The sequence below is a fragment of the Ruegeria sp. CE6 genome, from assembly GCF_056537485.1.
Genome location: NZ_JBQFRR010000001.1, coordinates 609,514 through 622,296, shown reverse-complemented (window position 1 = coordinate 622,296; position 12,783 = coordinate 609,514). Strand labels below are relative to the sequence as shown.

Annotated in this window: 15 protein-coding genes; 12 read left to right on the top strand and 3 right to left on the bottom strand. The window is 60.6% G+C overall.

The genetic code is table 11. The features are described from left to right. Positions 1-48: 48 nt before the first annotated feature. Complete coding sequence (locus tag ACR0DK_RS03055) at positions 49-630, bottom strand: FMN-dependent NADH-azoreductase (RefSeq protein WP_170392654.1); 582 nt, start codon at positions 628-630, stop codon at positions 49-51. Positions 631-750: 120 nt separating this feature from the next. Here ACR0DK_RS03055 and ACR0DK_RS03050 point away from each other — a divergent pair, with 120 nt between their 5' ends. The 4 genes from ACR0DK_RS03050 to ACR0DK_RS03035 all read left to right on the top strand — a co-directional run bounded on the left by ACR0DK_RS03050 (position 751) and on the right by ACR0DK_RS03035 (position 3,368). Beyond that, positions 751-1,629 (top strand): LysR family transcriptional regulator, encoded by an 879-nt coding sequence (locus ACR0DK_RS03050; RefSeq protein ID WP_170392653.1) that lies wholly within the window; start codon positions 751-753, stop codon positions 1,627-1,629. Continuing rightward, positions 1,626-2,537 (top strand): DMT family transporter, encoded by a 912-nt coding sequence (locus tag ACR0DK_RS03045; RefSeq protein ID WP_170392652.1) that lies wholly within the window; start codon positions 1,626-1,628, stop codon positions 2,535-2,537. Before ACR0DK_RS03050 ends, ACR0DK_RS03045 begins: the two co-directional genes overlap by 4 nt. Before the next feature lie 57 nt (positions 2,538-2,594). Then, positions 2,595-2,873, top strand: coding sequence for a hypothetical protein (locus tag ACR0DK_RS03040; protein ID WP_170392651.1), 279 nt, complete (start codon positions 2,595-2,597; stop codon positions 2,871-2,873). An 81-nt stretch (positions 2,874-2,954) separates the two neighbouring features. After that, a complete protein-coding gene (locus ACR0DK_RS03035) occupies positions 2,955-3,368 on the top strand; it encodes a universal stress protein (protein ID WP_170597447.1) in 414 nt (137 codons plus the stop codon). Here the strand turns inward: ACR0DK_RS03035 and ACR0DK_RS03030 are convergent. Further along, entirely contained in the window at positions 3,365-3,697 is a 333-nt protein-coding gene (locus tag ACR0DK_RS03030) for an ArsR/SmtB family transcription factor (RefSeq protein ID WP_170392649.1), read from the bottom strand. The genes ACR0DK_RS03035 and ACR0DK_RS03030 overlap by 4 nt on opposite strands. Before the next feature lie 231 nt (positions 3,698-3,928). Between ACR0DK_RS03030 and ACR0DK_RS03025 the strand changes: the two genes are divergently transcribed. From ACR0DK_RS03025 to ACR0DK_RS03005, 5 genes are all read left to right on the top strand, one after another. Then, positions 3,929-4,261, top strand: a complete 333-nt coding sequence (locus ACR0DK_RS03025; RefSeq protein WP_170392648.1) for an AtpZ/AtpI family protein — start codon at positions 3,929-3,931, stop codon at positions 4,259-4,261. A gap of 2 nt (positions 4,262-4,263) precedes the next feature. Then, positions 4,264-5,022, top strand: coding sequence for a F0F1 ATP synthase subunit A (locus ACR0DK_RS03020; RefSeq protein ID WP_170392647.1), 759 nt, complete (start codon positions 4,264-4,266; stop codon positions 5,020-5,022). A 48-nt stretch (positions 5,023-5,070) separates the two neighbouring features. Next, positions 5,071-5,295, top strand: coding sequence for a F0F1 ATP synthase subunit C (locus ACR0DK_RS03015; protein WP_005981269.1), 225 nt, complete (start codon positions 5,071-5,073; stop codon positions 5,293-5,295). 86 nt (positions 5,296-5,381) lie between these two features. Further along, complete coding sequence (locus ACR0DK_RS03010) at positions 5,382-5,933, top strand: F0F1 ATP synthase subunit B' (RefSeq protein ID WP_170402362.1); 552 nt, start codon at positions 5,382-5,384, stop codon at positions 5,931-5,933. Between the two features lie 5 nt (positions 5,934-5,938). Further along, positions 5,939-6,499, top strand: coding sequence for a F0F1 ATP synthase subunit B (locus ACR0DK_RS03005; RefSeq protein ID WP_170392645.1), 561 nt, complete (start codon positions 5,939-5,941; stop codon positions 6,497-6,499). A gap of 81 nt (positions 6,500-6,580) precedes the next feature. Here ACR0DK_RS03005 and ACR0DK_RS03000 read toward each other — a convergent pair whose 3' ends face one another. Beyond that, positions 6,581-7,351 (bottom strand): FadR/GntR family transcriptional regulator, encoded by a 771-nt coding sequence (locus ACR0DK_RS03000; protein ID WP_170392644.1) that lies wholly within the window; start codon positions 7,349-7,351, stop codon positions 6,581-6,583. 151 nt (positions 7,352-7,502) lie between these two features. On the opposite strand from ACR0DK_RS03000, the gene ACR0DK_RS02995 reads away from it, so the two are divergent. From ACR0DK_RS02995 to ACR0DK_RS02985, 3 genes are all read left to right on the top strand, one after another. After that, positions 7,503-8,696: an aminotransferase-like domain-containing protein gene (locus tag ACR0DK_RS02995; RefSeq protein ID WP_480734731.1), complete on the top strand. Its 1,194-nt coding sequence runs from the start codon at positions 7,503-7,505 to the stop codon at positions 8,694-8,696. A 45-nt stretch (positions 8,697-8,741) separates the two neighbouring features. Next, positions 8,742-9,137 (top strand): hypothetical protein, encoded by a 396-nt coding sequence (locus tag ACR0DK_RS02990; RefSeq protein WP_170392642.1) that lies wholly within the window; start codon positions 8,742-8,744, stop codon positions 9,135-9,137. A gap of 141 nt (positions 9,138-9,278) precedes the next feature. Then, complete coding sequence (locus ACR0DK_RS02985) at positions 9,279-12,734, top strand: chromosome segregation SMC family protein (RefSeq protein WP_480734730.1); 3,456 nt, start codon at positions 9,279-9,281, stop codon at positions 12,732-12,734. Positions 12,735-12,783 lie beyond the last annotated feature (49 nt).

The following is a 12,783-nucleotide window of genomic DNA, read 5'->3' as shown; positions in this document are numbered from 1 at the left end:
GCCGATTTGCCTCGGCGCAGACTGGACGGTTCAAGGGGGGCAGGTCAATCAGGCTGCCAGTTTGGTGACAGCTTTCTGCGCATTGGACAGGGTTGTTTCGGGGTCCAGTGCCATGCGATCTGCGGCGATGACCTCGACATCATGGATGCCGATGAAGCCCAGAACATGGCGCGCATAGGTGGTGGCAAAGTCGATTTCGGAGCCCACCGCCGTACCGCCCGATGCAACAGCAAGGATGGCGCGTTTGCCTTCCAGCAGACCTTTCGGTCCTTCTTCGGAATAGGAGAATGTCAGACCGGCACGGGCGACCAGATCAATCCAGGCCTTGAACGCGGCGGGAACTGAGAAGTTGTAGATCGGCAGGCCGATGACGATCGTGTCGGCCTTTTGCAACTCGGACACCAATTCGTCCGACAGGGCCAGCAGGTCTTTCTGTACCGCGTCACGCTGGTCGGCGGGGGTGAAATTGGCGCCGATCCAGTCCTCGGTCAGCAGGGGCAGGGGAGTGGCCAGATCGCGGCGGATGATACGCCCGGCGTTCAGGTGGCGAACCACGCGGTCGGACAGATCGCGGGTGGCAGATCCAGTGCGGCGGGCCGAGGCGTCGATATGCAGGATGGTTTTGGTCATTTCGGGGCGTCCTTTGTTGCGGAATTAGCTTCTGTTGCCCCAATATGGCTGTTGCGTGCATGAACAAAACTCGGATATATCAACAAGCATTGTTAGAATTTGCACATTGGATCAGATGCAATGGACAATTGGGATGAAGTGAGAACCGCCTATCAGGTGGCGCGTATGGGAACGGTCAGCGGGGCAGCGGACGTGCTGGGCGTGCACCACGCCACCGTGATCCGCCATATCGACGCAATCGAGGCGCGGCTGGGCGTCAAACTATTCCAGCGTCACGCGCGTGGGTACACACCAACCGAAGCGGGTGAGGACCTGTTGCGGGTCGCGCAGGCAACCGAAGATCAGTTCAACCAGTTGGTTGGTCGCATGAAGGGGCGCGGAGACGATGTCTCGGGCGAGATCGTGGTCACCTCACTGGCCTCACTGGCCCCGCTCATCGTACCGACGCTGACCGAGTTCCAGCAGACCCACCCGGGATTGATCGTGCGCTATCTGACCGGCGACCGCCTGTTCCGGTTGGAATATGGCGAGGCGCATGTGGCGATCCGCGCCGGGGCCGCGCCGGATCAACCGGACAATGTGGTGCAGCCGTTCATTCCACAAGAGGTCGGACTATTCGCCAGCAAGGCCTATCTCGCGCGCCACGGCAAACCCGCGGACGTTGCAGATTTCGCCAATCACCACTTCGTCGGCAATGATGATGAAAACAGCCGCGCGCCGTTTTCCCGCTGGCTGCGTGCCAACGCGCCGGAGCAGGCGATCACTTTCCGCTGCACCAATAATTTCTGTATGCGAGAGGCTGTTCTGGCCGGTGCAGGCATCGGCTTTATGGCCCGTTGGGAGGCCGCGCGCGATCCCGATCTGGTCGAGGTGATGGCACCGTTGCCCGAGTGGTCTGGCAAGCTGTGGCTGGTGACTCATGTGGATCTGCACCGGACCACCAAGGTGCAGGCTTTCCTATCCTTCCTGAAAGATCAATCCAGGGGCTGGCTGCCGTGACACCGCAGGCGCGCGGCCATCTGGCCATGCTGACATTCTCGGCTTTGGTGGCGGGCAGTTTCTCGCTTGGCTCAATGGCGGCAAATGAGATCGCACCGTCGGCGATCACGGCAGCGCGCTTTGCGATTGCGGCGGTTGTGATCGGCATCGCTGCGATTGCCACAACGGGCATTCCGCGCAGCGCGGCTCGGGCACCATGGCGCTATCTGGTGCTTGGCGGATTGTTCGGAGCCTACTTTGTCCTGATGTTCTACGGATTGAAAACCGCTCCCCCGGTCAGCGCGGCGGCGGTCTTTACGCTGACCCCGGTCATGTCGGCGCTGGCCGGGTGGGTGCTGCTGCGCCAGATCACCACTCCACGCATGGCGCTGGCCCTGACGGTCGGTGCGGTCGGTGCGCTGTGGGTGATCTTCAGAGCGGATTGGCAAGCCTTTCAGGTCTTCGAGATCGGAGGCGGCGAGATCATCTATTTCTGGGGTTGCGCCGCGCACGCCGTCTATACGCCGATGATACGGCGATTGAACCGGGGAGAGCCTGCGGTGGTGTTCACCTTCGGTACGTTGGTTGCGGGGTGTTTGATCCTGACGGTCTGGGGCTGGTCCGATATCCGTGCAGTAGATTGGGGCAACCTTCCCGGGATTGTCTGGGTGACGCTGCTTTATATCTCGTTGTTTGCGACCGCCGCCAGTTTTGTACTGGTTCAGTTTGCAGCCCTGCGTTTGCCCGCGGCAAAGGTCATGGCCTACACTTACCTGACGCCCAGCTGGGTGATCCTGTGGGAAATCGCCCTGGGACGTCCTGCGCCGACGGCATTGGTGTTGGTTGGTGCCGGGCTCACCGCTGTTGCGCTGTTGTTGCTGCTGAAAGGAGAAGACGCGCCTGCAAACACTCCGGTGCGCTCGAATTGAAGCTTGTGATTTCTACCTGATGTGGCAGCCTGCCTGGCACCACCAAGGAGCTGGGCCATGAAAACAATGTCACTTATTCCCGCATTGCTGGCGCTGTCCGCCTGTGCCCCCGGTAGCGCGAAAGACGCTGCAGAGGCGGACCTGCAAGCCAGCTGCGAAGCTCTGGTGGGCGCCGAAACCGGCACAGGGCCTGATGGTGTCAAAGCGATGTCGACCCAGTCCAGCCCGACAGGCTCGGTCACCAGCGTATTCGTGGCAGGGGCCGAGGCTCCGTGGCTCTGTCGTGCCGACCCAACGGGGGTTGTGACCGGGGTGGAATATAGCCGCGAGGGCTGAGCCTGCCGTTTGGATCGTCCCGACGGGTCAGACTGGCGAACCGCCCGGGTCGACATATCTCAGGATCAGGAGGACGCCAATATGTTCAAACACATCATGGTCCCGGTCGACCTGCACTTGCCGCCCGAGGTCAAGAAAGCCACCGAGGTTGCCGCGCAATTGGCCAAATGGCAGGGCGCCAAAGTGACCATCGTCAGCGTCACCGGCCCGCAGCCTGGGGATAGCCACCTGACAACAGACGCGATCAAACAAGAATTGCTGACCTGCGCCAGTGAAATTGCGATGCAAAGCGGCACAAGTGTGGACACACGCAACATTCACTCGGTTGATGTCGCGGTCGAGATCGACAAGGACCTGACCCACGCAGCAGAGGAAATGGGGGCCGATCTGATTGTTGTGGGAACCCACGCACCCCGGATCACAGACTATATCCTGTCCAGCCACGCGGGATATCTGGCCAAACACGCCAGCATGTCGGTCTTAGTTGTGCGTTAGGCCTCATCCGGGGGCAGTTCAACTTCAAGAAACCGCTCGAACGCATCCAGATTGACCGGTTCGAACTGTCCGAACCCCTGCATCCAAACCGAGGCCGCTCGAAGCGCGTCGGGTTCTAGTTTGCACCACTTCACCCGTCCGCGTTTTTCCTGAGAAATCAGACCTGCTTTGGTCAGGATCACCAGATGCTTTGAAATCGCGGCCAGCGACATTTCGAACGGTTCGGCCACGTCGGTGACGGCCATGTCATCTTCCAGCAGCATCGCTAAGATGGCACGGCGGGTGGGATCGGCGAGGGCTGCGAAGACAGTGTCGAGGTCGTTGGACATGGTTCCGCTGAACCATAGCCTGTGAGTTTGGTCAACCATTTGGTTGAATATGCGGATTCAGGCTTATCCGCCCGGTCAGCGAACTATACGCCATCGGCAGGTTTCACGCGGTCTGTGATTTTATTATTAAAATCTTATACTTAGCGACGTTCATGCTGCGGCTTCATTGCCGTTGACTCTGCGCCTTCAGCCCCTTAGCACCCTACCCAAGACTGTGCGAGGGAAACGCCCGTGACCGAAGATGACCAAAAGCAGCGTATGGCGCAGCTGGAGGCCAAGATCGAAGCGGCGAAAAAGGCCAAAGCGCCGAAACCTCGTGCGGATGCTGACGTATCCGGAGGCGAGCTTGCCTGGAGGATGGTCATCGAAATGGTTTCCGGTCTGGGGATCGGATTTGGCATCGGATACGGGCTGGACAGCCTGCTCGGGACGATCCCGATCTTTCTGGTGCTGTTCACATTGCTGGGCCTTGTCGCGGGCGTGAAGGTTATGCTCCGCAGCGCGAAAGAGGTTCAAGAGAAACAAGCGGCCGCAAGCGCGACCGAGAAGGACGAGAGGGACTGAACGTGGCAACCGAGACCACCGCAGAAAAAGGCAGCAGCCTGGCTTTCCATCCAATGGACCAGTTTATCGTCAAGCCGTTGTTCGGCGACGGTGCGATTGCCTGGTACACGCCCACAAACGTGACCCTGTGGTTGTTCCTGGCGATTGCGGCGATCTTTGCCCTGCTGGTTCTCAGCACGTCCAAGCGCGCCATTGTTCCGACGCGGATGCAGTCGGTGGCCGAGCTGGCCTATGGTTTCATCTACAAGATGCTGGAAGACATCTGCGGCAAGGAAGGCGTCAAGTACTTCCCCTATGTCATGACCCTGTTCATGTTCATCGTCTGCGCGAACTTCCTGGGCATGTTGCCCATGTCCTTCACCACCACATCGCATTTCGCCGTGACCATCCCGCTGGCGCTGGCCGTGTTCCTGACCGTGACCGTTTTGGGTTTCGTCAAGAACGGCGCTGCGTTCCTGGGCTTGTTCTGGGTCTCCAGCGCGCCGCTGGCGCTGCGCCCTGTTCTGGCGATTATTGAGCTGATCTCGTACTTCGTTCGCCCGGTCAGCCACTCCATTCGTCTTGCCGGTAACGTCATGGCAGGCCACGCGGTTATCAAGGTGTTCGCAGGCTTTGCCGCGATTGCCGTGATCTCGCCCGTGTCGGTTCTGGCGATCACCGCAATGTATGGCCTTGAGGTCCTCGTGTCCTTCATTCAGGCCTACGTCTTCACCATTCTGACCTGTGTGTATCTGAAAGATGCGCTGCATCCGTCGCACTAAGGTCCGAACCCCCAACATCGAAACTTCCAAATCGTAAGGAGAATTCTCATGGAAGGCGATCTCGCACACATCGGCGCAGGCCTGGCAGCAATCGGTTCCGGCGCAGCCGCAATCGGGGTGGGCAACGTTGCAGGCAACTTCCTGGCCGGCGCCCTGCGCAACCCTTCGGCGGCTGCTTCGCAGACCGCAACCCTGTTCATCGGTATCGCGTTCGCAGAAGCGCTGGGCATCTTCGCATTCCTGGTCTCGCTGCTGCTGATGTTCGCCGTATAATCTGCGGAACCTGATCCTTACGCGCAGATGGGCCCAAGCCATAGCGGCCCATCTGTTGTAAAGACAACGTTCCGACGGAGGACATCATGGCGACTGAACCCATTGCTGAAGAAGTAGTAGGCACATGCGTTGATTCCAGCGGCTACGCCGTCGGGATGCCGCAGCTCTGCTTCGATTGGTTCCCCAACCAGATTTTCTGGCTGGTCATCACGCTGGTCGTCATCTTTCTGGTCCTGTCCCGCGTGGCTCTGCCCCGCATCGCGGCAATCCTGGCTGAACGCCAGGGGACCATTACAAATGACCTGGCTGCGGCCGAAGACCTGAAGGCCAAAGCGGTCGAGGCCGAAGAGGCCTATAACAAAGCGCTGGCCGATGCCCGTTCTGAGGCTCAGCGTATCGCAGCGGAAGCCCGCGCCGAAATCCAGGCCGGTCTGGATGACGCGATTGCCAAGGCGGATGCGGAAATCGCTGCAAAGGCGGCTGAATCGGAAAAGGCAATTGCCGAAATCCGTGCAGGTGCGCTGGAAAGCATTCAAGTGGTTGCCAAGGATACGGCGGCTGAACTGGTCACAGCACTGGGCGGCGAGGCGGATGCCAAAGCCATCAACAGTGCAGTAGATGCGCAGACGAAAGGATAAGTGACATGCGGAACACTCTTGCCCTTATCCTGACCGTTGGTGCCGCCAGCCCCGCGCTGGCCGCAAGCGGCCCGTTCTTCTCGCTTGCCAACACTGACTTTGTCGTCACTCTGGGCTTCATCGTCTTTATCGCGGTCCTGTTCTACTTCAAGGTCCCCGGTATGATCGGTGGTGCGCTGGACAATCGCGCCGAAGGTATTCAAGCCGAGCTGGACGAAGCCCGCGCCCTGCATGAAGAAGCACGCAGTCTGCTGGCCTCGTACGAGCGCAAGCAGCGCGAAGTTCAGGGTCAGGCCGAAGCTATCGTTGCCGCGGCCAAGGAAGACGCGGTTCTGGCGGCTGAACAGGCTAAGGTGGATCTGGAAAAATCCATCGCGCGCCGTCTCGCGGCAGCGCAGGATCAGATCGCATCGGCTGAGGCATCTGCTGTCAAGGAAGTCCGCGATCAGGCCATCACCGTAGCGGTTTCGGCAGCCAACGCCGTGCTGGCCAAACAGATGACCGCAACGCAGGCGAACAAGCTGATCGATGCATCCATCGCGGATGTGGGTGAAAAGCTACACTGATCGCCTGGATCATATGATTTGAAAAACCCGAGGGCTTCAGGCTCTCGGGTTTTTTCTTTTCGTGGCTTCCAGTTTGAAGGATCAGACCTCTCCAGTCTCGTGCTTCAAACGCTGTTGCGCGATCTCTTCATTGCGCAGGGCCTTCTGCTGATCGGCCATGCAGCTTTTGACAAAGTTCAGATGATCTTCGACCGCCTTCCGTGCCCCTTTCGGGTCGCGGTCCTGCAGCGCTGTGTTGATGGCTCGGTGCTGGTCCAGAATTGCGTCGCGGGTGGTGCGTTGCTGGAACATGATCTGTCGGTTGTAGAATACGCCCTGCCGCAGCAGATCGAACATCGACCGCATCATATGCAGCATCACCACGTTATGACTGGCCTCGATGATCGCCATATGGAACTGGGCGTCCAGATGCGCCTCTTCTTCGGCTGCATTGCGGGCGTGGGCGTCTTCCATCTTGTCCAGTATGGTCTGCACCACCTTCAGATCGCTGCCCGAGCCCATGCGGGCGGCACGCTCAGCCGCTAGACCCTCCATGTCACGCCGGAATGAGAGATAGTCGAACACTGCCTCGTCGTGATTGCCGAACAACCGGATCAAAGCCGGCGCGAAGGCCGAGCCCAGAACCTCGGCCACATAGATGCCCGATCCGGCCTTGGCAGTTAGCAATCCCTGTTCCTGGAGGTCCGAGATTGCCTCGCGCAGCGACGGGCGCGACACGCCCATCCGCTCGGCCAGCTCCCGTTCCGAGGGCAGGCGTTCTCCGGGGCGCAGAATGCCGCGCAGGATCAGCAGTTCGATCTGGCGCACAACAGCCAGTGACAGTTTTTCGGTTTGAACTTTTTGAAAAGGCATCTGGCTACCACTTGGAATTGGTCAAGTCACTTGACCACGTTTGTAAGGGGCGTTCAAGTCGCTCACAGAGGTTGAAACATTAGGTCAGAATTATTGACATAAGAGGCGCATTGCCTAATCTGCGTCCCAAGGGCGGAGGAGGCCCCCTACGATGGATCAGCTCTACGCCACCCGAACCGCTCGGATGAAGGCTTCCGAAATCCGCGAATTGCTGAAACTGCTGGGCGAGCCCGGTATCATTTCCTTCGCAGGCGGTATTCCCGACCCCGCTTTGTTTCCAGCAGAGGCTTTCGCCGAAGCGTTTCAAAATGCGCTTAGCCCAGATCAACAGGCGCAGGCGCTGCAATATTCGGTCAGCGAGGGCTATGCCCCGCTGCGTGAATGGCTGGCCGACCATATGCGTGGGATCGGCGTTACATGCGGCACTGACAACATCCTGATCACCTCAGGCTCGCAGCAAGCGCTGGATTACTTGGGTAAGTTGTTCTTGTCACCGGGTGATACTGCGTTGGTTGGGTGGCCCACATATCTGGGCGCGCTCAATGCGTTTGACGCTTATGAGCCGCGCTTTGACCAGCTTAGCATCAATGGCAATCGTGGGGCTGCCGAATACCAGGCCGCCGCCGGCAACAGCCCGATCAAATTCGCTTATCTCTCCGCCGATTTTGCAAATCCGACTGGTGAGACGGTCGATCTGCGGGGCCGGGAGGCGCTGCTCGATCTGGCAGATGAATTGGATTGCGCAGTGATCGAGGACGGAGCCTATCAGGCGCTGCGCTATGACGGCGATCCGATCCCTCCGATCCTCGCGTTAGAACATGCGCGCAAGGGATCGATCGAGAACTGCCGGACGATCTATTGCGGCAGCTTCTCGAAAACTCTTTCACCGGGGTTGCGGCTGGGTTGGGTGGTTGCAGCAAAACCGGTGATCTCGCAACTGGTGCTTCTGAAACAGGCGGCTGATCTGCATTCTTCTACGATCAACCAGATGGCGGTTTATCAGGTGGCGCGGGATCGCTTCGACACTCATGTCCCCATGCTGCGCCAGACCTATGCCGCGCGCCGCGATGCGATGCTTGAGGCGCTCAAAGAACACATGCCCAATGGCGTCGACTGGACCCGACCCGAAGGCGGCATGTTCATTTGGGTCACTCTGCCCAAGGGAATGAACGGCGCCGACCTGCTGGCGAGGGCGCTGGAAACGGTCAAGTTGGCCTTTGTCCCCGGTCAGGCTTTCTATCCCGACGACAGCGGGTCCAATACCATTCGACTGAGTTTCTCCAACTCGGATGAGGACACGATCCGCGAGGGTATACGCCGGTTAGGAGAAGTGTTGCGCGCCTGAACCGGGGAAAGGTTTCATTAACCATATTGTCGCTAATAAAGCAGCATGATCCGCGTGCTCGCTTTCCTGTGCCTCGCCGCCTGCTCGGGTGGTACACCCTATTTTCGCGACTTGCCCGCAACGCGCGTCGCGGTGAATGGCAGTATCTTCGACGTCCGCGTCCGCAATGAACTGGCCGAGGCCGTCCGCGTGAACCCGCAATACGCGCCGCGTCTGGGTCCGATCCGCGATCGGGCTGCGCTGGCCATGGCGCAGGTCTCGGGCTGTCCGCTTCTGGATGTTCTTGGCGATGCGGCCGTCACTGTGGGCGTGCTGGGCTGCGACCAGGAACTGGGGGAAAAACTGATTTTCGGCGCACTCCTTCGCCGTCCCTATGAATGCGTTGATTACGGATATTACGAAGACTACGGATATCAGGTCTTTGAATGCTCGCCTTACTGAGATACGCGGGACTCCGCGTAGTTTTGCCAAGATGTTGTGGATAACTTGGTCCAATCTCCCATATCCTGCGCAATCACGTTGACACCTCCCCCATCCGTTGCGCAGACTTCTTACCCATAGGAATCATACCAAGAGCAGCCATTGCGCTTTAGCAAACTCAAACTGACCGGCTTCAAAAGCTTCGTGGACCCGACCGATCTGATCATCGCGGACGGGCTGACCGGAGTGGTTGGTCCGAATGGCTGCGGCAAGTCCAATCTGCTGGAAGCGTTGCGCTGGGTGATGGGTGAAAACCGTCCCAAATCCATGCGCGGTGGCGCGATGGAAGATGTGATCTTTGCGGGCGCTGCCACTCGGCCTGCGCGCAACTTTGCCGAGGTGGTCCTGACGATGGACAACTCGGAACGTTTGGCGCCATCCGGCTTCAACGACAGCGACCAGTTGGAAATTGTCCGCCGCATCACCCGCGATGTGGGCAGTGCCTACAAGACCAACGGCAAGGACGTGCGCGCCCGCGACGTTCAAATGCTGTTCGCGGACGCCTCGACCGGTGCGCATTCGCCTGCGCTGGTGGGGCAAAACCGCATTGCCGAACTGATCAACGCCAAACCCCGCGCACGACGTCGCATTCTGGAAGAGGCCGCCGGCATCTCCGGGCTTTATCAACGCCGCCACGAGGCAGAACTGAAACTGAAAGGCACCGAGGCCAACCTGACCCGCGTGGATGACGTGCTGGAACAATTGGGCGGGCAGTTGGCACAACTCGCCCGTCAGGCCCGGCAGGCGGCGCGGTATCGCGAGATCGGCGAGCTGTTGCGTCAGGCCGAAGGGATGCTGCTCTATCGCCGTTGGAAAGAGGCCGACATGGCCCGTCAGGCGGCCGAGGAAAAGCTACGCGACCGGATCACCGAAGCCTCTCGCGCCGAGGCATCCGCCCGTGAATCCGCCGCCAAACGCGCTGAGATCGAGGAAACCCTGCCGCCCTTGCGTGAGGAAGAGGCCATCGCCGCAGCCGTCCTGCAGCGCCAGCAGGTGCAGCGCGATCAGCTGTCGGATCAGGAAACCCGCGCACGCCAGACGATCGAGACTCTGACCAACCGTATCCAGCAATTGGGCAACGACATCGAACGCGAATCCGGTCTGAACCGGGACGCGGGTGAGATGATCGAACGGCTCGAATGGGAGGCCCGCGAGCTTGCAAAAGCCGCCGATGGCTATGACGAAAAGGTCGCTGAAGCTGCTGAAGTTGCGCGCGAGGCCGCGTCGGTGTTGCAGGATCGCGAAGATCACCTGTCGCAGGAAACCGAAGACATGGCCCGTCTGGTGGCTCGCCACCAATCGGCGCAACGACTGGTTGAAGACAGCCGCAAGACACTGGTTCGTTCCGAGGGCGAGGAAGAAAAGGCCCGCGCCGCCGTGGACGAGGCGCGCAATGCCCTTTCCCGTGCCAGCGAGGCGTTCGAGACCGCGCAAGAGGGTGAGGAAGAAGCCCGCGAAGCTGCTGAAGCAGCGGAAGAAGCACTGGCCGCCGCCGACGAACTGCGCAACGACACGCAGGCGCGTGAGGCCGAGGCCCGCGCCAAACGCTCCGAGGCCGAGGGTGAACTGGGCGCGATAAGGGCCGAGACCACCGCGCTGGCCAAGCTGGTCGAACGCGACACGGCTGAGGGTGGGCAAGTGCTCGACATGCTGCGGGTGGCAACGGGCTTTGAAAAGGCATTGGGGGCTGCGCTGGCGGATGACCTGCGTGCACCGTTGGTCGAGGGCGACGGACCTTCAGGTTGGGTGCAGGTAGCGGGCTATGACAGCGACCAGCCCTTGCCCGACGGGGCCGAGCCGCTGGCGTTGCATGTGTCCGGCCCCGACCGCCTAAGTCGCCGTATTGCGCAGATCGGTCTGGTCGATGCGGATCAGGGCGCGCGCCTGCAGGCGTCGTTGAAACCGGGTCAACGCTTGGTCTCACGCTCGGGAGATTTGTGGCGCTGGGACGGATTCCGCGCCTGGGCCGAGGATGCACCAAGCGCTGCCGCCCTGCGTTTGGAACAGCTCAACAAGCTTGAGGCGCTGAAACAGGAACTGACACGCACCGAGGCGCAGGCCGACGGCGCGCGCGCCGCGCATGAAGCGCTGTCGCAGCAACTGGCCGACGTCACCGAAGCCGACCGCCGCGCCCGCGAGGCCCGCCGTGCCGCGGATCAGCGCATGGCGGAAACCGCGCGGATGCTCAGCCGGGCTGAGGCGGATCGAAATCTGGCGCAGGGCAAGCTGGAAACACTGACACTCGCGGTCGACCGTCATAAGGAAGACGCCATGTCCGCCCGTGCACAACTGCGTGAGGCTGAAGGCGCGTTGACTGGCCTGGGCGATCTCGACAGCGCCCGCGCGCAGGTCGAGGACATCAAGCAGACGGTCGAGGCGGCGCGGATCACCATGCTGACCCACCGCTCGACGCATGATGAATTGCGCCGCGAGGGCGAGGCGCGCACCCGGCGCACGCAGGAGGTGACTAAGGACCTCAGCGGTTGGCGGCATCGGCTGGAAACGGCGGAAAAGCGGATATCGGAACTGGCCGAACGCAAGGAAAGCTCGGAAGAAGAACTGACCGACGCGATGGCGGCCCCCAGCGAAATCGCCGAGGCACGGGAAGAACTGAACGAGCTGATCGAAACCGCTGAGGCTCGGCGCGCCGAAGCCGCCGACAAGTTGGCCGAGGCCGAGACCCAGCAGCGCGAGGTGGTTCTTGCCGAGCGCGAAGCCGAACGTCTGGCCTCGGAGGCGCGCGAAAGCCGCGCGGCGGCTGAGGCGCGTTGCGACGCCGCCAAGGAAAGCGTAGTCGCCGCAGCAGAACGCATTGCCGAGGATCAGCAACTGACGCCGAACCAGCTGCTGAACCAACTGGACGTGAACCCTGACCAGATGCCCGCCGCCGACGCACTTGAAGCCGAAGTGAACCGCCACAAGCGTCAGCGCGACGCCATGGGCGCAGTGAACCTACGGGCTGAAGAGGACAGCAAAGAAGTTCAGGAAGAATTCGACACGCTGAACGGCGAAAAGGCCGATCTGGAAGAGGCGATCAAGGCCCTGCGCAGCGGCATCGCCAGCCTCAACCGCGAGGGTCGCGAACGCCTGCTGACCGCGTTCGAGCAGGTGAATTCCAACTTCGCCATGCTGTTCAAGCACCTGTTTGGTGGCGGTGAGGCCAATCTGGTCATGGTCGAAAGCGACGATCCGCTGGATGCGGGCCTTGAGATCATGTGCCAGCCGCCGGGCAAAAAGCTCTCGACTCTCAGCCTGCTGTCGGGCGGCGAACAGACGCTGACCGCGACCGCGCTGATCTTTGGCGTGTTCCTTGCCAATCCCGCGCCGATCTGTGTGCTTGATGAGGTCGACGCGCCGCTGGACGATGCCAACGTCACCCGCTTCTGCGACTTGCTGGATGAGATGTGCCGCCAGACCGATACGCGTTTCCTGATCATCACCCACCACGCGGTGACCATGGCGCGGATGGACCGTCTGTTTGGCGTGACGATGCAGGAACAGGGCGTCAGCCAGCTGGTCTCGGTCGACCTGAAAAAGGCCGAGCAGATGGTCGCCTGAGCGATCACCGCAACGTTATGACCCATTCCCGGCTTGCCGGGTTAGGGTA

What these genes read in the sequence shown, in the direction of transcription:
- ACR0DK_RS03055 (WP_170392654.1), bottom strand. Translation starts at nt 630, where the DNA reads ATGACCAAAACCATCCTGCATATCGACGCCTCGGCCCGCCGCACTGGA.
- ACR0DK_RS03050 (WP_170392653.1), top strand. Translation starts at nt 751, where the DNA reads ATGGACAATTGGGATGAAGTGAGAACCGCCTATCAGGTGGCGCGTATG.
- ACR0DK_RS03040 (WP_170392651.1), top strand. Translation starts at nt 2,595, where the DNA reads ATGAAAACAATGTCACTTATTCCCGCATTGCTGGCGCTGTCCGCCTGT.
- ACR0DK_RS03035 (WP_170597447.1), top strand. Translation starts at nt 2,955, where the DNA reads ATGTTCAAACACATCATGGTCCCGGTCGACCTGCACTTGCCGCCCGAG.
- ACR0DK_RS03030 (WP_170392649.1), bottom strand. Translation starts at nt 3,697, where the DNA reads ATGTCCAACGACCTCGACACTGTCTTCGCAGCCCTCGCCGATCCCACC.
- ACR0DK_RS03015 (WP_005981269.1), top strand. Translation starts at nt 5,071, where the DNA reads ATGGAAGGCGATCTCGCACACATCGGCGCAGGCCTGGCAGCAATCGGT.
- ACR0DK_RS03010 (WP_170402362.1), top strand. Translation starts at nt 5,382, where the DNA reads ATGGCGACTGAACCCATTGCTGAAGAAGTAGTAGGCACATGCGTTGAT.
- ACR0DK_RS03005 (WP_170392645.1), top strand. Translation starts at nt 5,939, where the DNA reads ATGCGGAACACTCTTGCCCTTATCCTGACCGTTGGTGCCGCCAGCCCC.
- ACR0DK_RS03000 (WP_170392644.1), bottom strand. Translation starts at nt 7,351, where the DNA reads ATGCCTTTTCAAAAAGTTCAAACCGAAAAACTGTCACTGGCTGTTGTG.
- ACR0DK_RS02995 (WP_480734731.1), top strand. Translation starts at nt 7,503, where the DNA reads ATGGATCAGCTCTACGCCACCCGAACCGCTCGGATGAAGGCTTCCGAA.
- ACR0DK_RS02990 (WP_170392642.1), top strand. Translation starts at nt 8,742, where the DNA reads ATGATCCGCGTGCTCGCTTTCCTGTGCCTCGCCGCCTGCTCGGGTGGT.